Annotated in this window: 17 protein-coding genes; 9 read left to right on the top strand and 8 right to left on the bottom strand. The window is 67.8% G+C overall.

Going from position 1 to position 18,019, the window contains the following annotated elements; genetic code table 11:
- The 3 genes from B5F73_RS06520 to B5F73_RS06510 form a co-directional block, all read right to left on the bottom strand.
- A complete protein-coding gene (locus B5F73_RS06520; protein WP_087227451.1) occupies positions 1-444 on the bottom strand; it encodes a DUF1893 domain-containing protein in 444 nt (147 codons plus the stop codon).
- A 170-nt stretch (positions 445-614) separates the two neighbouring features.
- Positions 615-1,619, bottom strand: coding sequence for a GGGtGRT protein (locus B5F73_RS06515; RefSeq protein ID WP_087227450.1), 1,005 nt, complete (start codon positions 1,617-1,619; stop codon positions 615-617).
- A gap of 18 nt (positions 1,620-1,637) precedes the next feature.
- Positions 1,638-2,372 (bottom strand): hypothetical protein, encoded by a 735-nt coding sequence (locus B5F73_RS06510; RefSeq protein WP_075576061.1) that lies wholly within the window; start codon positions 2,370-2,372, stop codon positions 1,638-1,640.
- 119 nt (positions 2,373-2,491) lie between these two features.
- Here B5F73_RS06510 and B5F73_RS06505 point away from each other — a divergent pair, with 119 nt between their 5' ends.
- Together B5F73_RS06505 and nudC are read left to right on the top strand one after the other, a co-directional pair.
- Complete coding sequence (locus B5F73_RS06505; protein WP_087227449.1) at positions 2,492-3,403, top strand: DMT family transporter; 912 nt, start codon at positions 2,492-2,494, stop codon at positions 3,401-3,403.
- Positions 3,404-3,625: 222 nt separating this feature from the next.
- Complete coding sequence (gene nudC, locus B5F73_RS06500; RefSeq protein ID WP_158094777.1) at positions 3,626-4,525, top strand: NAD(+) diphosphatase; 900 nt, start codon at positions 3,626-3,628, stop codon at positions 4,523-4,525.
- 13 nt (positions 4,526-4,538) lie between these two features.
- Here the strand turns inward: nudC and B5F73_RS06495 are convergent, their stop codons facing one another.
- The 3 genes from B5F73_RS06495 to B5F73_RS06485 all read right to left on the bottom strand — a co-directional run bounded on the left by B5F73_RS06495 (position 4,539) and on the right by B5F73_RS06485 (position 6,622).
- Positions 4,539-4,787: a helix-turn-helix transcriptional regulator gene (locus tag B5F73_RS06495; RefSeq protein ID WP_087227447.1), complete on the bottom strand. Its 249-nt coding sequence runs from the start codon at positions 4,785-4,787 to the stop codon at positions 4,539-4,541.
- A 38-nt stretch (positions 4,788-4,825) separates the two neighbouring features.
- On the bottom strand, positions 4,826-5,323 hold the full coding sequence (locus tag B5F73_RS06490; protein WP_087227446.1) for a hypothetical protein: 498 nt from the start codon (positions 5,321-5,323) through the stop codon (positions 4,826-4,828).
- Positions 5,324-5,389: 66 nt separating this feature from the next.
- On the bottom strand, positions 5,390-6,622 hold the full coding sequence (locus tag B5F73_RS06485) for a radical SAM protein (protein WP_087227445.1): 1,233 nt from the start codon (positions 6,620-6,622) through the stop codon (positions 5,390-5,392).
- 451 nt (positions 6,623-7,073) lie between these two features.
- On the opposite strand from B5F73_RS06485, the gene B5F73_RS06480 reads away from it, so the two are divergent.
- From B5F73_RS06480 to leuB, 6 genes are all read left to right on the top strand, one after another.
- Positions 7,074-8,609, top strand: coding sequence for a 2-isopropylmalate synthase (locus tag B5F73_RS06480; protein ID WP_087227444.1), 1,536 nt, complete (start codon positions 7,074-7,076; stop codon positions 8,607-8,609).
- Positions 8,610-9,872 (top strand): 3-isopropylmalate dehydratase large subunit, encoded by a 1,263-nt coding sequence (leuC, locus tag B5F73_RS06475; RefSeq protein WP_204206278.1) that lies wholly within the window; start codon positions 8,610-8,612, stop codon positions 9,870-9,872.
- A gap of 212 nt (positions 9,873-10,084) precedes the next feature.
- On the top strand, positions 10,085-11,569 hold the full coding sequence (gene xylB / locus B5F73_RS06470) for a xylulokinase (protein ID WP_087227443.1): 1,485 nt from the start codon (positions 10,085-10,087) through the stop codon (positions 11,567-11,569).
- A gap of 220 nt (positions 11,570-11,789) precedes the next feature.
- The gene (locus tag B5F73_RS06465) at positions 11,790-13,292 is read left to right on the top strand and encodes a fucose isomerase (protein ID WP_087227442.1); all 1,503 of its coding nucleotides are present in this window, start codon (positions 11,790-11,792) and stop codon (positions 13,290-13,292) included.
- 297 nt (positions 13,293-13,589) lie between these two features.
- Positions 13,590-14,096, top strand: coding sequence for a 3-isopropylmalate dehydratase small subunit (locus B5F73_RS06460; protein ID WP_087227441.1), 507 nt, complete (start codon positions 13,590-13,592; stop codon positions 14,094-14,096).
- Between the two features lie 10 nt (positions 14,097-14,106).
- Positions 14,107-15,228, top strand: coding sequence for a 3-isopropylmalate dehydrogenase (gene leuB, locus B5F73_RS06455; protein ID WP_204206286.1), 1,122 nt, complete (start codon positions 14,107-14,109; stop codon positions 15,226-15,228).
- Here leuB and B5F73_RS06450 read toward each other — a convergent pair.
- Complete coding sequence (locus tag B5F73_RS06450; RefSeq protein WP_087227439.1) at positions 15,225-15,608, bottom strand: VOC family protein; 384 nt, start codon at positions 15,606-15,608, stop codon at positions 15,225-15,227. The genes leuB and B5F73_RS06450 overlap by 4 nt on opposite strands.
- A 315-nt stretch (positions 15,609-15,923) precedes the next feature.
- Between B5F73_RS06450 and B5F73_RS06445 the strand changes: the two genes are divergently transcribed.
- Entirely contained in the window at positions 15,924-17,126 is a 1,203-nt protein-coding gene (locus B5F73_RS06445) for an aminotransferase class I/II-fold pyridoxal phosphate-dependent enzyme (RefSeq protein ID WP_087227438.1), read from the top strand.
- Between the two features lie 15 nt (positions 17,127-17,141).
- Here B5F73_RS06445 and B5F73_RS06440 read toward each other — a convergent pair whose 3' ends face one another.
- Complete coding sequence (locus B5F73_RS06440) at positions 17,142-17,840, bottom strand: hypothetical protein (protein ID WP_087227437.1); 699 nt, start codon at positions 17,838-17,840, stop codon at positions 17,142-17,144.
- Positions 17,841-18,019 lie beyond the last annotated feature (179 nt).

The raw sequence follows: 18,019 nt of genomic DNA, 5'->3' as shown, positions 1-18,019 counted from the left end.
CTAGGCGAGCCCGGGTGCGGAGCGCAGCGTGGCGGAGCGCTCGACGAGGGCGCCGACGGCCTCGTAGGGCTCCCAGACGCCCTCGACCGTGGCGTCCATCGGGCACTGCCCGTTCTTCGCGCGGTTCTGGATGTGCGGCACGAGCGTGTCGTAGCTCGTCGCGATCCCCGCGGCGAGAAGGACGGCGCGGCCGGTCCAGGACATGACGGGGGAGAAGACGGCGTCGGGGCCGAGCACCGCGTAGAGCAGCGCGGGAGCCTTGCCCACGACCTTGTCGGCGACCGAGAAGCCCGTGAGGTCGCGACCCTCGCGCACCCATGCTAGGAGGGGCTTGATGCCGCGGTCGGTCACGGTGATGACCTCCTCGCCGCGGACGGCGACGAGCGTGGCGTCGCGGTTGGCGATCAGCAGGGCTCGGGCGAGGTCGAGGTCGGTGAGATCCATGTCTTCATCCCTCCCGGTCACAGGGTGAATTCAAGTCCGCGGGCACTCTACCATAACGGCCGACCCCGTCGCCGACCGCTCGCCGATTTCGTCGACGAGGGCACCTTTGTCATGAAGAGCGGGCCGCCACCCGGGGGTGACGGCCCGCAAGCGACGCGATGTCGGGCGCGCTACTCGTTCAGAGCGGCGTTGACGGCGACGGCGCAGGCGACGGTCGCACCGACCATGGGGTTGTTGCCCATGCCGATGAGGCCCATCATGTCGACGTGCGCGGGCACCGAGGAGGAGCCGGCGAACTGGGCGCTGGAGTGCATGCGGCCCATGGTGTCGGTCATGCCGTAGGAGGCAGGGCCGGCGGCCATGTTGTCCGGGTGCAGGGTGCGGCCGGTGCCGCCGCCGGAGGCGACGGAGAAGTACTTCTTGCCGGCGAGCACGCGCTCCTTGAAGTAGGTGCCGGCAACCGGGTGCTGGAAGCGCGTCGGGTTGGTGGAGTTGCCGGTGATGGAGATGTCGACGTTCTCGTGCCACATGATGGCAACGCCCTCGCGGACGTCGTCGGCGCCGTAGCAGTTGACCTCGGCGCGCGGGCCGTCGGAGTACGGGATCTTCTCGACGATGTTGAGCTCGCTCGTGAAGTAGTCGAACTGGGTCTTCACGTAGGTGAAGCCGTTGATGCGGGCGATGATCTGGGCGGCGTCCTTGCCGAGGCCGTTCAGGATGACGCGCAGCGGCTTCTTGCGGGCCTTGTTGGCGTTGAGCGCGATGCCGATGGCGCCCTCGGCGGCCGCGAAGGACTCGTGGCCGGCCAGGAAGCAGAAGCACTCGGTGTCGTCACCGAGGAGCATGGCGCCCAGGTCGCCGTGGCCCTTGCCGACCTTGCGGTCCTCGGCCACGGAGCCGGGGACGCAGAAGGCCTGGAGGCCCTCGCCGATCATGGCGGCGGCCTCAGAGGCGCTCTTGGCGCCCTTCTTGATGGCGATGGCGCAGCCGCAGACGTAGGCCCACTTGGCGTTCTCGAACGCGATGGACTGGACGCCCTCGACGATCTCGCGCGGGTTCACGCCCTTGTCGAGGCAGATCTGCTCGGCCTCCTCGAGGGAGGAGATGCCGTTCTCAGCGAGCACCTTGTTGATCTTGTCGATGCGGCGCTCATAGCCCTCAAACGAAACTGCCATTTGGTTTTCCCTCCCTTTCTACTCGTGAACGGGGAAGACGTTGGCGACCGTGTGGGTCTCCTCGTCCGTGCGCGGGTCGATGTACTTGGCGGCGTTCTCCCACTGGCCGTAGTGGCCCATGGCGCCGGCGATGGCGTCCTCGGGGGTCTTGCCGGCCTTGAGGGCCTCGGTGAACTTGCCGAGGTTCAGGAACTCAAAGGCCACGATCTCGTTGTTCTCGTTGAGCGCCATGCGGGTGACGTAGCCCTGGGCGAGCTCGAGGTAGCGGGCGCCCTTGGCCTTGGTGCCGAACATGGTGCCGACCTGCGTGCGCAGGCCCTTGCCGAGGTCGTCGAGGGAGGCGCCCACGGGCAGGCCGTCCTCGGAGAAGGCGGTCTGGGAGCGGCCGTAGACGATCTGGAGGAACAGCTCGCGCATGGCCACGTTGATGGCGTCGCAGACGAGGTCGGTGTTGAGGGCCTCGAGGATGGTCTTGCCCGGGAGGATCTCGGAGGCCATGGCCGCCGAGTGGGTCATGCCGGAGCAGCCGAGGGTCTCGACGAGGCACTCCTCGATGACGCCCTCCTTGACGTTAAGGGTGAGCTTGCAGGCACCCTGCTGGGGCGCGCACCAGCCCACGCCGTGCGTGAGACCGGAGATGTCCTTGATCTCCTTGGCCTGGACCCACTTGCCCTCCTCGGGGATGGGCGCGGGGCCGTGATATGCGCCCTTGGCGACGGGGCACATATTCTCGACTTCTGCGGAATACTGCATGTAATGCTCCTCTCCGTGGTGTTGAGGTCGGTGCCATGCGACCGGCCTTTGCCAGTCCGGCTCTAGTTTACGGCAAAACGGCGGGCGAGAAGCGCGTGGCGGCGCTATAATTCCGCCCCATGAGTGCCGAGAAGAACATCAATGGCTCCACCCCGTCGTGGGTGTGGAAGCTCGCCCTCGCGGGGGCCGCCGCCATCTGGGGCGGCTCGTTCGTCGTCATGAAGGACACGTTGGACGCCATCCCGCCCGCGTGGCTCATGGGCATCCGCTTCCTGGCGTCCGCCGTGATCGTGGGCGCGCTCTTCTGGCGTCGCCTTCGCGACAACCTCGACGGGAGCCATCTCGCCATGGGAGCGATCCTGGGCCTGGCGTCGGGCGCGGCATTCGTGGTGCAAAACATCGGCCTCGACGACACAACGCCGGGGCGCAACGCCTTCCTCACCGCCACCTACTGCGTCATGACGCCGTTCATCAACTGGGTGGTCACGCGCCGACGTCCCGACGGGGGCAACGTGCTCGCGGCCCTTCTCGCCATCGTGGGCGTGGGGCTGGTGGCGCTCGGCGACGACCTCTCGCTCGCCATGAGCCGCGGCGACTGGATGACGCTCGTTGCCGCGGTGCTCTTTGCCGTGCACATCGTGCTCGTGGCGCGCTTCTCGTCCGCCCATGACGTCATGACGCTCACCGTGGTGCAGCTCGCGGTCAGCGCCCTGGTCGCGCTCGGGACGGCGCTCGTTCTCGAGGTCCCGCCCGCGTCCGAGGCCTTTGCCTCCGCAGACACGTGGTTCTCGCTCGCGTACCTGGTGCTCCTGTCGTCGTGCGTGTGCATGGTGCTCCAGAACCTGGGCCAGGCGCACGTCCCGCCCGCCCAGGCGTCGCTGCTCCTCTCGCTCGAGAGCGTGTTCGCCGTGGTGGCGAGCGTGCTCTTCTACCACGAACTCGTCACGCCGAGGATCGCGCTCGGCTTTGCCACGATCTTCGTCGCCGTGCTCGTGAGCGAGCTCGGACTGGGCCGGCGACGCGGCAAATAGAGGGTCGGGCCGGAGATCGTGCGGGCACCTGACTTCTATGCCGGCTTATGAATAGATTCTCTCTGTCACGAGCACCTAGGGCGGCGGGTCCCACAAAGAAACGCCTGATAGAATTGATTTAGTTAGTAATGTCTGGGCCATTCGCGCCGACAATCTGTTCATAAGTCGGTAAAAATGGCAGGTATCGTGAGAGTTGCTCCGGGAGACCGGGAAGGGGAGCACATGATTCAGGAGTTTGGCGACGAGCACCGCTATGACAACCACTTCGAGCCGCACCAGGCGGGCGAGAAGGACTACCTGCTGCACTTCACCTCCGCCGGCTGCCTCGCGCGCGTGACGCACGTGGGCGGCGCCGACGCGGACGCCGGTGACTCCGGCGAGGTCGTGGAACTGCCGCGCGTCGCGGACTACCCGCGCAGGCCGTCGCAGGTGACCTACCTCTTCTCGCTCGGCGACGAGCGCTTCTTCCTGGCGCTCGACGACCGCGTGAGCGCGCCGGCGGGGTTTGCCTACGAGTCGGTGAACTGGCTGCGCCACGCCGAGCCCCAGCACCTGCTCTTTGCGGCGGCGACGGCCTCGCAGCTCGACCGCTGGTACCGCGACAACCGTTTCTGCGGGCGCTGCGGCGCGCCGACCGAGCTCGCGCCCCGCAGCCGCGAGATCGTGTGCCCGGAGTGCGCCAAGGTGACCTACCCCAAGATCTGCCCCGGCGTCATCTGCGCCGTGGCGCGCGTCGCCGATGACCCCGCCGACGACGCGATCGTGCTCACGCGCTACGCGGGGCGCACGACCGCGCTCTGGGCGCTCGTCGCCGGCTTCACCGAGGTCGGCGAGCCGCTCGAGGACACCGTGCGACGCGAGGTGATGGAGGAGGTGGGCCTGTCTGTCAGGAACCTGCGCTTCTACAAGAGCCAGCCGTGGAGCTTCACCGACACGCTCATGGTCGGCTTCTGGTGCGAGGTCGACGGCGACCCCCAGATCACCGTGGACCGCTCCGAGCTCAAGGAGGCTCGCTGGTTTACCCGAGACGAGATCCCCCTCGAGCGCACGAACGACCGTGCGTCCATGACGGGCGAGATGATCGAGCGCTTCCGCACGATGGGCCGCGCCGCCTGGGAGTAGCTGCCGGGCGCGCCTACTCGCCGACCTCCCCGAGGGCCCGCTCCTCGGCGAGCTCCTCGGGGGTCACGTAGTCGATGATGTCGCCGGGCTTGCACCGGAGAACCTGACAGAGCGCCTCGAGGGTCGAGAAGCGCATGCCCCTGATGTGGCCGTTCTTGATGTTCGACAGATTGACCGTCGAGGTACCCACCCTCTTGGCGAGCTCCGTGGAGGAAATCTTCCTCTCGGCCATGACTCGATCAAGGCGCATGACTATGGGCACGTGATCACCTCTTCCCTTGAGCAGCTTGCACCCATATCTTACGCGATGCTGTCAGAATCCTCCTTGAGAGCGCCGCCGTATCGGACGACCAGCGCGAGACAGAGGAGAAAGACGACCATGGTGATGTCGTCGACCTCGACCCCGGGTGCGTCGGTGACCAGCAGCGGGACCGGCTCCGCAGACACGAGCATGGGGTCCAGGGGCGCGTACATCCCCGAGAGGACCTGCTGCAGGAGCAGGAGCGCGCCCGCCACGGCGAGCCGGGCGGACTGTGCGGGCTCGAACGGGCTGCCGTCGGCAAAGTGCCGCAGGAAGCCTGCGAGCGGCAGGACCTGGAGCGCGGGAACGAGGTTCGACGCGAGCATGACCAGGACCTGCCCGTCGGGGAGCGGACGCAGGGTATCCGTCCCGACCGCCACGTACAGGAGCACGAGGGCGTTGAGCAACATCAGGAGGAACAGCAGGCACATGCACGCCGTGCCGACGGCGGCCGCCCTGCTCGCCCTCCGATAGGATCGGTCGATCTCATCTGTCATGGTTCCTCCTAGACTCCGATGCGGATGCCCGCGATGACGATGCAGGTACGTGCCGTGGCGTTGATCTCAAACAGCATGGTCGTCCACCCCCTCTCCCCTGAACCTACGCGCAAGCTGCTCGCAGAGGCCCGTGTAGTGCGAGCGCGAGAGCTCGCAGTACGGGTCCCTGCCGGAAAGGCTTCCGGTTGCCATGAGGGCGCGTGCGCGGCAGCCGCCCCCGCAGAGGTAGCGGACGTCGCAGGAGGAGCACCCCTCGACGTCGTCGACGCTCGGCATCTCCGCCGTCGCGCCCAGGCTCCCCTCGAACGCGTTGCCCAGGGCAAGCTCGCGCACGTGCAGCATGTGGCAGGGGTAGACCGTGCCGTCCGCGGCAACGCTGAGCGTCCGCCTGCCCGCCCCGCAGGAGCTGCGCGCGCAGAGGGTGGGGAGTGCGGAGGGGTCGAGCGCGTCTCCGGTAGGCCGCACCCCTGCGGGAGGTCGCGTTCCGAGCCGACGGAGCTGCTCGTCCGTGAGCCGCAGCTCGCCGAGCTCGTCCCCAGGTGCCGTGAGCAGGCTGAAGCCGAGGGTGGCCCCCAGCTCCACGGCGAGCCGGCGGTAGCGGGGAATGTCGTCGAGGTTCGCCGCGTGCAGGGTCGGCAGGATGCGCGCCTCGATGCCCGCGTCCCGGATGACCTCGACCGCCCGCACCAGACGCTCGTAGTTCTGGGGCCCGCGCAGCGGCGCCGGGGCGTCCGCCGACGCCCCGTCGAAGGCGACGGCGACGCACGAGACGGCCCCGTGCAGCGCCCGGACGCGGGCCTCGTCCACGAGCAGCCCGTTGGTGAGCACGACGACCTCGGGGATCCCCTTGTCGCACGCCCTCCCGGCGAGCTCGGGGAGGTCGTCTCTCAGGAACGGCTCCCCGCCGGAGATGACGAGGCGGGCGCAGCCGAGGGAGGCGAGGAGGTCGACGGCTCGACAGAGACTCGCGAGGGGAGGGTCAGCCAGGCGGTTCCTGTCGTCCCCCTCGGAGTAGCAGAAGCGGCACGAGAGGTTGCAGCGCTGCGTCACGTGGAGGTAGGTCGAGTCGAGCCTGGTGACCTCCCGCTTCGCCGGGCCGAGGTAGCCGCCGCGCTCCAGGTGCCCGACCAGCTCGTGGCAGCCCTGCGGAACCTCCGCGGGGAAGACCTCCCGCTCGCTCAGCGCGGCGCACAGCCGCGCGCCCTCGCTGGTGAGCCCGATGATCCCGCCCGTCGCGAGGTTCCCCACCATCGGGAGGCCCGCGGGGCTGAGGGTGACGACGTCATCCGAGAAGCGCATACCTTGCCATCCTGACTGTAAAAGTTTATCTCGTACAATTACAAGCTAACGATGTTCAAATACTTTACTGAATCTTAAAATAACCTGAAAAGAGGTCTCATATCTTGCAACACCCGTGTGAGACGCGCCCCGGCGGCCCCGCTCGCCGACGCGATTTGTTTCGGTTGCAAAACCATTTCCAGCTGGGAAGCCGAGCTGTGAGATAGTGCGCTCTAATCGCGCCCGACGTGGGGCGCTCGAGACGTTGGGGGGATGGCATGACACGGCGCACCACCGCAGGCGTTGGAACCTCTCCGTGCGCGCATGCCCTTCTCGCCCTCAACCTGCTCTCGCTACCCAGCGCGCGCTAGGGTTACGCTCGCCTGGCGCGCGCCACGTCCGCGTCCCCGGGGCGCGGCCCCTTCGAGCACACAGCTCCCGCATGAGGACCCACACGAGAAAGGCCCCTGCCATGACCAGGAAGATTCACATCTTTGACACCACCCTGCGCGACGGCGAGCAGAGCCCCGGCGCCTCCATGAACACCGAGGAGAAGCTCGTCATCGCCCAGCAGCTCATCCGCATGGGCGTGGACGTCATCGAGGCCGGCTTCCCCATCTCCTCTCCGGGCGACTTCCGCTCCGTGCAGGAGATCGGCCGCATCGCCGGTGACGACTGCGTGGTCTGCGGCCTCACGCGTGCGGTCGAGAAGGACATCGACCGTGCGGCCGAGGCGCTCAAGTGCGCCAAGCGCCCGCGCATCCACACCGGCATCGGCGTCTCGCCGAGCCACCTGCGCGACAAGCTGCGCATCACCGAGGACGAGTGCGTCGAGCGCGCTATCCACTGCGTGGAGTACGCCAAGAAGTACGTCGAGGACGTCGAGTTCTACGCCGAGGACGCCGGCCGCGCCGACCAGGCCTTCCTCGAGCGTGTGATCCAGGCCGTCGTCAAGGCCGGCGCCACCGTCGTGAACATCCCGGACACCACGGGCTACCAGCTGCCCGAGGACTTTGGACAGCGCATCAAGGGCCTCGCGGACAACGTCATCGGCATCGAGGACGTCATCATCTCCGTCCACACCCACAACGACCTCGGCATGGCCACGGCGCTCGCCCTCCAGGGCGTCAAGAACGGAGCCCGCCAGATCGAGTGCACGATCAACGGCCTGGGCGAGCGCGCCGGCAACACCGCGCTCGAGGAGGTCGTCATGGCAATCAAGATGCACGGCGAGGAGCTGGACGCCCACACCGACATCGTGACCACCGAGCTCACGCGCGCGAGCCACCTCGTCAGTCGCATCACGGGCATGAGTGTCCAGGCCAACAAGGCCATCGTCGGCGCCAACGCCTTCGCGCACTCCTCGGGCATCCACCAGGACGGCGTCCTCAAGGCCCGTGACACCTATGAGATCATCGACCCCGCCGACGTGGGCGCGGCCGGCTCCGAGATCATCCTCTCGGCGCGCTCCGGCCACGCGGCGCTGCGCCACCGCCTGGCAGAGCTGGGCTACACCTTCGCCGACGCCGAGTTTGACGAGGTCTACCAGCGCTTCCTGGAGATCGCGGACCAGAAGAAGGAGGTCTACGACGAGGACCTCGAGTCCATGGTCCAGGAGCGCCAGCGCGACGTCGCCGCCGTCTACACGCTCGACGCGCTGCAGGTCTCCTGCGGCGACCCGCTGATCCCCACGGCCACGGCCACGATCACCGACGAGCTGGGCGTGAGCCACGTGGTCGCCGCCACCGGCACCGGTCCCGTCGATGCCGCCTACCAGGCGATCGACAAGGTCGTCGCGGTCCACGGCGACCTCGCGGAGTTCTCCGTCAAGGCCATCACCCGCGGCATCGACGCCATCGGCGAGGTCACGGTGCGCATCACGGCCGAGGACGGCAGGGTCTACACCGGCCGCGGCGCCGACAACGACATCATCGTCTCGAGCGCCAAGGCCTACGTGAACGCCATCAACCGCATGATCCAGACCGCGCGCTCCAAGGAGGGTAAGTAAATGGCTCGTCCCATGACCATGGCCGAGAAGATCCTCGCCGCCCACGCGGGCCTCGAGGAGGTCGTCCCCGGCCAGCTCGTCGAGTGCGACCTCGACCTCGTGCTCGCCAACGACATCACGGCCCCCATCGCGATCAAGACCGTGCGCGAGATCGGTGCCGGCGTCTTCGACAAGGACAAGATCTGCCTCGTGCCCGACCACTACGCCCCCAACAAGGACATCAAGAGCGCCGAGCAGACCAAGGTCACGCGCGACTTTGCCCACGAGCACCAGATTACGCACTACTACGAGCAGGGCTGCATGGGCATCGAGCACGCCCTGCTCCCTGAGCGCGGCGTGGTGGTCCCCGGCGACCTCATGATCGGCGCCGACTCCCACACCTGCACCTACGGCGGCATCGGCGCCTTCTCCACCGGCGTGGGCTCCACCGACGCCGGCGTGGGCATGGCCACCGGCCGCGCCTGGTTCAAGGTGCCCGAGACCATCCGCATCGTCGTGGACGGCGAGCTCCCCGAGGGCGCGAGCGCCAAGGACGTCATCCTCCACGTCATCGGCAAGATCGGCGTGGACGGCGCGCTCTACTGTGCGATGGAGTTCGCGGGCTCCACGATTGAGGCGCTCTCCGTGGAGGGCCGCCTCACCATTGCCAACATGGCCATCGAGGCGGGCGGCAAGGCTGGCCTCTTCGAGGTGGACGACAAGTGCCGCGAGTACGTGAGCCGTCGCACCCAGCGCGCCTTCGTCGAGTATCATCCCGACGAGGACGCCCAGTACAAGCAGGTCATCCACATCGATGCCGCCGACATCGTGCCCACGGTCTCCTGGCCGCACCTGCCGAGCAACACCCACCCGGTCGCCGAGAGCCGCCACATCAAGATCGACCAGGTCGTCATCGGCTCTTGCACCAACGGCCGCATCGAGGACATGCGCGCCGCGGCCGAGGTGCTCTGCGGCCGCACCGTCGCCGACGGCGTGCGCTGCATCGTCATCCCCGCCACGCAGGGCGTCTGGCTCGACTGCGTGCACGAGGGCCTGATGGACATCTTCATCAACGCGCACTGCGTGGTCTCCACGCCCACCTGCGGCCCCTGCCTGGGCGGCTACATGGGCATCCTCGCGGCGGGGGAGCGCTGCGTCTCCACCACCAACCGCAACTTCGTCGGCCGCATGGGCGACCCCACCTCCGAGGTCTACCTGGCGAGTCCCGCCGTCGCGGCCGCATCGGCCGTCGCGGGCCACATCGCGCTGCCATCGGACCTGTAGGGCACGTCCGGGCGGCCCGGGGTCCTTCTCTCCAAGCTCAGCGCTCGCTCACTTCGTGAATCGCTTGGCGAGAAGGACCCCGGGTCGCCCTTTTGCGTGTCGAGTGGACGCCCGGCAACATGGCCCACGACGGCGGCTCGTCGCCGGTGTGCGACTCGTACCGAGAGGGCGCATAATGGTGGCGAGAAGAACCTTGGCGCAAGGGAGGGGCCATGTACTTCATTGGCGTCGATCTGGGTACGTCCGCCTGCAAGTTCCTGCTCATGGACGAGCGGGGCGAGATCCTCAATATCACGAGCAGGTCCTATGACGTCGAGTTCCCGCGTCCCGGCTGGAGCCAGCAGGACCCCGCGGACTGGTGGCGCGCGGTGCGCGAGGGCGTGCCGGAGCTGCTCTCCGGGTTCGACGCCGCCCAGGTCGCCGGCATCGGCTGCGGCGGTCAGATGCACGGCCTCGTCGCCCTGGACGAGAAGGACGAGGTCATCCGCCCCGCCATCCTCTGGAACGACGGTCGCACGGTCGAGCAGGTGCGCTACCTCAACGAGACCGTCGGCACTTCTCGGCTGCTCGAGCTCACCGGCAACATCGCCTACGCGGGCTTCACGGCTCCCAAGGTGCTGTGGATGCGCGACGAGGAGCCCGAGCTCTTCTCGCGCGTCGCCCACGTCATGCTGCCCAAGGACTACCTGAACCACCGGCTCACGGGCGTCTATGCCACCGACGTCTCCGACGCCTCGGGCACGCTGCTCTTCGACGTGGCACGTCGCACGTGGAGCGAGGAGATGCTCGCGCTCTGCGGGCTCACGGCCTCGCAGATGCCCGAGGTCCACGAGAGCTACGAGGCCATCGGCACGCTGCTGCCCGAGGTCGCCGCCGAGCTGGGGCTACCCGCCGGCGTGGTCGTCGCCGCCGGCGCGGGCGACAACGCCGCCGCGGCCGTGGGTACGGGCGCCGTGGGAGCGGGCACGATGAACATCAGCCTCGGCACGTCGGGCACCGTCTTCATCCCCACGACCGACTTCGCCGCGGGCGTGGGCGACCGCATCCACTCCTTCTGCCACGCCGACGGCGCCTGGCACCTGATGGGCTGCATCCTCTCGGCGGCGAGCTGCAACGCCTGGTGGGTGAACGACGTGCTGGGCGCGGACGACATGGCGGCCGAGCAGGCCAACATCGACGTGCGCTCCGCCGACCCCTCGCTCCCGTACTTCCTGCCCTACCTCATGGGCGAGCGCACGCCGCACAACGACGTGTCCGCTCGCGGCGCCCTCGTGGGCATGAGCATGTCCACCACGCGCTCCGACCTCACGCGCGCGGTGCTGGAGGGCGTGGCCTTCGCCGTGCGCGACTCGGTGGAGATTGCGCGCTCGCTGGGCGTGGACGTCTCGTCCTCGACGGTCTGCGGCGGCGGGGCGAGAAGTGCCGTGTGGCTGCGGATGCTCGCCGACATCCTGGGCATCGAGCTGGTCCTGCCCGCGACGGAGCAGGGCCCGGGCTACGGCGGGGCCATGCTCGCCGCGGTCGCGGCGGGCGCCTACGACTCCGTGGCGTCGTGCGCCGGCTCGATCGTCTCCGAGCGGGAGCGCGTGACGCCCAACCCCGACCTCGCGTCCGCCTACGACCGACGCTACCAGGTGTGGCGCGGGATGTACCCGGCACTGCGAGGGAGCTTTGCCGAGGTCGCCGGCGGCGAGTGAGGCGGCACGTCCTTCTCGGCTGCTGTTCTGCTGGTCGTTTGCCTTTTGTTTATAAACGTTTAGGGACACATTTCTCGACGTTGTACCGTCGCCGAGAGAAAATCTACCGTTCGCGGAATAGCTTGGCAGTAAACGTTTTTTAAACGCGTGCCCGTACTAGCGTACCTATGAGGAGAACCATGGGACGCGGAACGTCCGCGCCCGAAGGAGAGGAGCAAGCATGGCACTCAAGTCACCCAACATCCCCGACGTGAAGCTCGGCATTGTCGCCGTCTCCCGCGACTGCTTCCCGATCGAGCTCTCCGAGCGCCGTCGCGCCGCCGTAGCCGCCGCCGTGGCTGAGCTCGGCATCGACGCCGTTGAGGTCAAGAAGACCGTCGAGTCCGAGGCCGACGTCGAGCCGGCCCTCGCCGAGGCCGTCGCCGCGGGCGCCAACGCGCTTGTCGTGTTCCTCGGCAACTTTGGCCCCGAGACCCCGGAGACCCTGCTCGTCCAGAAGTTCGACGGCCCCGCGATGTGCGTGGCCGCCGCCGAGGGCGACGGCGACCTCGTGAACGGTCGCGGCGACGCCTACTGCGGCATGCTCAACTGCAGCTACAACCTGGGCATGCGTCACCTCGCCGCCCACATCCCCGCCTACCCGGTGGGCACCGCCGCCGAGGTCGCCCAGATGATCAAGGACTTCGTGCCCGTGGCCCGCGTGGTCATCGGCGTGCGCAACCTCAAGATCATCACCTTTGGCCCGCGCCCGCAGGACTTCTTCGCCTGCAACGCCCCGATCAAGGGCCTCTACCAGATCGGCGTTGAGATCGAGGAGAACTCCGAGCTCGACCTGCTCGTCGCCTACAAGGCGCACGCGAACGACCCGCGCATCGCCGACGTCTGCGCCGACATGGCCGCCGAGATGGGCGAGGGCAACTACTACCCCGACCTCCTCGAGCGCATGGCGCAGTTCGAGCTCACCCTGCTCGACTGGGCCGAGCAGCACAAGGGCGCCCGCAAGTACGTGGCCTTCGCCGACAAGTGCTGGCCGGCGTTCCCGGAGGAGTTTGGCTTCGAGCCGTGCTTCGTGAACTCCCGCCTCGCCACCCGCGGCATCCCCGTGGCCTGCGAGGTCGACATCTACGGCGCCCTCTCCGAGTACATCGGCATGTGCGCCTCCGACGACACCGTGACCCTGCTCGACATCAACAACTCCGTGCCCGCCTCCCTCTACGAGGAGCAGATCGCCGGCAAGTTCGAGCACGACTGGAAGCTCACGGACACCTTCATGGGCTTCCACTGCGGCAACACCCCGAGCTGCAAGCTCTGCGCCGACCGCGCGGTCAAGTACCAGCTCATCCAGCACCGCCTGCTCGAGCCCGCCGGCTCCGACCCGGACTTCACCCGCGGCACCCTCGAGGCCGACATCGCCCCGAGCGAGATCACGTTCTACCGCCTGCAGTGCGACTCCGACGGCGTCCTGCGCAGCTACGTCGCCGAGGGCGAGGTCCTGCCGGTCACGACCTGCTCCTTCGGTGGCCGCGGCGTCTTTGCCATCCCGGAGATGGGCCGCTTCTATCGCCACGTCCTCATCCAGAAGCGCTACCCGCACCACGGCGCGGTTGCCTTCAACCACTGCGGTCGCGTCCTCTTTGACGCCCTGCGCTTCCTCGGCGTCGAGGACATCGCCTACAACCAGCCCAAGAGCCTCCCGTACCCCACGGAGAACCCCTTCGCGTAGGCACGTGCCGCTGACATAGCCCGACCCTTCGGACGGGTTCTGAGAGCAGTTCCGTTAATGCTCGAAGAACCCGTCCCCCTTTACGTAAGAGCTCCCCGGTCCCGACGCTAGAATGGCGCCAACGAAGAGGGGCGGGACCCGCATGGCGCGAGCCGCGTCAGACGGTTCCCTCCCAACGGCATGTTCTTCTCGACCACGAGCCGCCGGGACCATTCCCGCGCGCAGTTTTTGCGCCGCAAACTGTTTGAGCACGGGGATGGTCCCGGCGGCACCAGGAGCGTACAGAAAGGGACGACGATGCAGTTCAAGGGAACCGTCTTCCGCTACGGGCGCGACATCGACACCGACGTCATCATTCCGGCGCGCTACCTCAACACGTCGGACCCGGCCGAGCTCGCCAAGCACTGCCTCGAGGACCTCGACCCCACGTTCGTGAGCCGCGTGAAGCCCGGTGACATCGTGGTGGCCGACGAGAACTTTGGCTGCGGCTCCTCCCGCGAGCACGCCCCCGTGGCCATCAAGGCCGCCGGCGTCTCCTGCGTCATCGCCAAGAGCTTCGCGCGCATCTTCTACCGCAACTCGATCAACATGGGCCTTCCCATCCTCGAGTGCCCCGAGGCCGCCGAGGCCATCTCCGACGGCGACGTCGTCTCCGTGGACGCCGATACCGGCACCATCACCGACGAGACCACGGGCGCCGTCTTCCAGGCGCAGCCGTTCCCGCCGTTCATCCAGGAGATCATCAACGACGGCGGCCTCGTCGCGCGCACCAAGCGCGTGATGGCCGAGAAGGGCGGTAACTAGCATGGCGTCTGTGACCTATCGCGTCTGCACCCTGCCGGGTGACGGCATCGGCCCCGAGATCATCGCCGAGGGCAAGAAGGTCCTCGCGGCGCTGGGCGAGAGGCACGACGTCGAGTTTGTCTGCGAGGACCACCTGATCGGTGGCGCGGCGATCGACGCCACCGAGGCCGCGGGTGGCCCCGTCTCGGCGCTGCCGCCCGAGACGCTCGAGGCCGCGAAGGCGGCCGACGCCGTCCTGCTCGCCGCGGTGGGCGGTCCCAAGTGGACCGACACGCGCGTGGGCGCCGTGCGCCCGGAGCAGGGGCTCCTCGCCATCCGCAAGGAGCTGGGCCTCTACCTCAACCTGCGCCCGGTGCGCATGTTCGACGCGCTGATCGATGCCTCCACGCTCAAGCGCGAGGTGCTCTCGGGCGTTGACCTGCTCATCGTCCGCGAGCTCACGGGCGGCCTCTACTTCGGCGGCCACGAGCGCATGATGGGCGTCGAGGGGGCCGGCGTGGGCGGCACCCGCGGCGAGTACGCGCGCGACATCCTGGAGTACTCCGAGTACGAGGTCGACCGCGTGGTGCGCTGGGCCTTCGACGCGGCACGCCGCCGCAGGGGCGTGGTGCACTCCGTGGACAAGGCCAACGTGCTCGACACCTCCCGCATGTGGCGCGAGGTCGCGCACAACATCGCGGCCGAGTACCCCGACGTGCGTCTCGAGGACATGTACGTGGACAACGCGGCGATGCAGCTCATCGCCAACCCGGCGCAGTTCGACGTGCTCGTGACCGAGAATACCTTCGGCGACATCCTCTCCGACGAGGCCTCCATGCTCACGGGCTCGCTCGGCATGCTCGCCTCCGCGAGCCTGGGCGACGGCACCGCCCTCTACGAGCCGAGCCACGGATCGGCGCCGGACATCGCAGGCCAGGGCATCGCCAACCCGATCGCGCAGATACTCTCCGTGGAGCTCATGCTCCGCTACAGCTTTGGTATGGACGACGCCGCCGACGAGCTGGCCGCCGCGGTCACGCGTGTGCTCGACGAGGGCTGGCGCACCGTGGACATCGCCGACGAGGGCACGCCGGAGGACAGGGTCCTCGGCACCGCCGCGATGGGTGACAAGATCGTGGAGGCTCTGGGCTAGACGGTGATCTCGATCTGGTTGTGCTCGGGGCCGAGGACGCAGCTCTCGTGGTAGCCGTCTCCCGTGGTGCGTGGTCCGCTCACGACCTCGTAGCCTGCCGAGGCGAGCTCTGACGTGAGCCGGTCGACCTCTGCCTCGGAGCCGACCGAGAACGCGAGGTGTGCCCAGCCGGTTCTCGCGAGGTCCTTCGCGGCGTCGGTCATGCTGGGCTTGGTCATGACCTCGAGCCTCGCCCCATCGTCGAAGGTCAGGAAGTAGGAGCGGAAGTCCGTGCGAGGGTTGTGGTAGCCGTCGTTGGCGACGGCGCCGAAGAAACGAACGAAGAAGTCCCGTGCCCCTTCGAGATCGTTGACGTAGAGCGCGACGTGTTCGACTCTCATGGCTCCCCCTCGGTAGGCCGATGCTCCGGGTCTGCGTTAAATCGCTCCTCGTGCAGCATTATGGCCAGGTGCCGGCATAAAACCGTCGCTCGTGTAGCGTCTTTTTCGGTCATTTTGGGATTCGGACGATTCCGCGACGGTGTTTTCGCAGGAAAGAAAATAAGCAATTTAATCTAATCCCAGAATGGGGCGAAATTTACGCTACACGAGCGGCCGTTTTGATTTCTAGAAGAGCAGAATGTTGCACGAACGACGGTTTTATGCGCGCGTCGGCTCCTCATGCCCCCGACACGGCCGACTGACGAAGGGAACCCCATGACCTACGACTTCACCTCGATTCTCGACCGCGCCGGTCACGATGCGCTCGCGCTCGACGCCATCGGCGTGCCGGGCTCTGGCTATCCGGCGCCCGACGCGGGCTTCGACCCCATCCCCATGTGGGTCGCCGACATGAGCTTTCCCGTGGCCCCCTCGATCACGCGGGCGATCGAGGAGCGCCTCCAGCACCCGACCTTTGGGTACTTCTCACCGAGCGACGCCTACTACCAGGCCATCATCGACTGGCACCGCGATCGCAAGGGTGTGGGTGACCTCGAGCCGCGTCATATCGGCTACGAGAACGGGGTGCTCGGCGGCGTGGTCTCCACCCTCACGGCCTTCGCGGCGCCGGGAGACGCGGTGCTCGTGCACAGCCCGACCTACATCGGCTTCACGCACGCACTCGAGGACAATGGCTTCAAGATCGTGCACTCTCCGCTCGTGCGCGACGATGCGGGCGTGTGGCGCATGGACTTCGAGGACATGGAGCGTCGGCTCTCCGAGGAGCGGATCCACGTCGCGATCTTCTGCTCGCCGCACAACCCCTGCGGGCGTGTGTGGGAGCGCTGGGAGATCGAGCGGGCGATGGAGCTCTTCCGCTCGCATGAATGCGTCGTCATCTCGGACGAGATCTGGTCGGACATCGTCCGGCCCGGCATGACGCACGTCCCCACGCAGTCCGTCTCCGAGGACGCGCGCGAGCGAACGGTTGCGCTCTACGCGCCGTCCAAGACCTTCAACCTTGCCGGCCTCATCGGCAGCTACCATGTCATCTACAACGACTACCTGCGCGACCGCGTGACGTCCAAGGGCGCCAAGACGCACTACAACAGCATGAACGTTCTCTCGCAGCATGCGCTCGTCGGTGCCTACGGGCCGGAGGGCCGGGCCTGGGCCGATGAGCTCAACCAGGTGATCGCCGCCAACGTCGACTGGGCCTGCGACTTCATCGAGGACCGCCTGCCCGGCGTGAGCGTCTTCCGACCCGAGGGCACCTACATGCTCTTCCTCGACTGCGGCGAATGTTGCGCGAGGAGCGGCCGCTCGATCGAAGACCTCCTGCGCGCGGGCCATCGCGTGGGCGTGTGCTGGCAGGACGGGCGCGCCTTCAACGGGCCCCATCACATCCGCATGAACCTCGCGCTGCCGCTCTCCCGCGTGCAGGAGGCCTTCGGTCGTCTCGAGGAGCACGTCTTCTAGGCGGTCGCGTTGTCCTCAGACGAGCTCGCCGCTGGCGAAGCCTCGCTCGACGACGCGCCTGAAGCGCTCCGTGAGGCGGTCCTCGTCGTCGGGGATCTCGCGCGCGTAGGAGATGAGCTGGTGGGAGCTGGCGATGGGACGGCGTCCCGCGAGTTCGGCGACCTGCTCGCAGATCATGGGGACCGCCCATGAGGCGGGCCTCGGTGAGAGGTGCAGGGTCTTGCCGTCGGTCACGATGCCACCCTTGAACGGGAGCAGCGTGAGGAGCATGAGCGAGGGGATGTGGTGGACGTGCGCGTCGGCGGGGTCCTGCATGGCGCCCACGACGAAGAGGCGGTCGCGGTTCATGTAGACCGCGCGGTCCTCGTCCGCGTCCACCACGGTGAACATGTCGCGCAGGGCGTGGCGCCAGGGGCGCGCGGTCTCGAGCTGACGCTCCGAGACGGCAAGCGGGTTGTCGCGCACGAAGTCCTCGACCAGCCAGCGGTTTCGCCAGAGCGCGTCGGAGACCTGACCGCCATGCTCGTAGAGCATGTCGGGGTTCTCGGGCCGCTCCCTCAGGAGCTCCGGGTCCACGACGTGCAGCCGCTCGTTCGCAAAGACGAGAAGCGCGTTCATCGTGGAGTAGAACAGCCGCGCATCCTCGTCGCTCATGTGCGAGAACGGGGCTCGGGCGCTCTCGAGGACGTCGCCTACGGTCTTGGGCCTGGTCATGTCTCCTCCTTCGGTCGTCGTGCGAAGGAGGTTATCAGGGGGTGCTTTCAGCAGGCGACGCGCTGGCGTGCAGGAGTCTGCACTCCCAGCTCACGGGCTCGCGGCCAGAGTGCCGCGCGATGACGAGTTCGCGTGCGGCGCACTCGCGCCCGCGAGCGGCCGACGAGGGGGCGGGCGCG

Source organism: Olsenella sp. An270, assembly GCF_002159735.1.
In the GTDB taxonomy this organism is placed as follows: Bacteria; Actinomycetota; Coriobacteriia; order Coriobacteriales; family Atopobiaceae; genus Thermophilibacter.
This window is presented reverse-complemented; position numbering and strand designations above follow the sequence as displayed.

Bases quoted from the DNA above. Each gene is read 5' to 3' on its own strand.
- B5F73_RS06520 (WP_087227451.1), bottom strand. From the start codon at position 444: ATGGATCTCACCGACCTCGACCTCGCCCGAGCCCTGCTGATCGCCAAC.
- B5F73_RS06515 (WP_087227450.1), bottom strand. From the start codon at position 1,619: ATGGCAGTTTCGTTTGAGGGCTATGAGCGCCGCATCGACAAGATCAAC.
- B5F73_RS06510 (WP_075576061.1), bottom strand. From the start codon at position 2,372: ATGCAGTATTCCGCAGAAGTCGAGAATATGTGCCCCGTCGCCAAGGGC.
- B5F73_RS06505 (WP_087227449.1), top strand. From the start codon at position 2,492: ATGAGTGCCGAGAAGAACATCAATGGCTCCACCCCGTCGTGGGTGTGG.
- nudC (WP_158094777.1), top strand. From the start codon at position 3,626: ATGATTCAGGAGTTTGGCGACGAGCACCGCTATGACAACCACTTCGAG.
- B5F73_RS06490 (WP_087227446.1), bottom strand. From the start codon at position 5,323: ATGACAGATGAGATCGACCGATCCTATCGGAGGGCGAGCAGGGCGGCC.
- B5F73_RS06485 (WP_087227445.1), bottom strand. From the start codon at position 6,622: ATGCGCTTCTCGGATGACGTCGTCACCCTCAGCCCCGCGGGCCTCCCG.
- B5F73_RS06480 (WP_087227444.1), top strand. From the start codon at position 7,074: ATGACCAGGAAGATTCACATCTTTGACACCACCCTGCGCGACGGCGAG.
- leuC (WP_204206278.1), top strand. From the start codon at position 8,610: ATGGCTCGTCCCATGACCATGGCCGAGAAGATCCTCGCCGCCCACGCG.
- xylB (WP_087227443.1), top strand. From the start codon at position 10,085: ATGTACTTCATTGGCGTCGATCTGGGTACGTCCGCCTGCAAGTTCCTG.
- B5F73_RS06465 (WP_087227442.1), top strand. From the start codon at position 11,790: ATGGCACTCAAGTCACCCAACATCCCCGACGTGAAGCTCGGCATTGTC.
- B5F73_RS06460 (WP_087227441.1), top strand. From the start codon at position 13,590: ATGCAGTTCAAGGGAACCGTCTTCCGCTACGGGCGCGACATCGACACC.
- B5F73_RS06450 (WP_087227439.1), bottom strand. From the start codon at position 15,608: ATGAGAGTCGAACACGTCGCGCTCTACGTCAACGATCTCGAAGGGGCA.
- B5F73_RS06445 (WP_087227438.1), top strand. From the start codon at position 15,924: ATGACCTACGACTTCACCTCGATTCTCGACCGCGCCGGTCACGATGCG.
- B5F73_RS06440 (WP_087227437.1), bottom strand. From the start codon at position 17,840: ATGACCAGGCCCAAGACCGTAGGCGACGTCCTCGAGAGCGCCCGAGCC.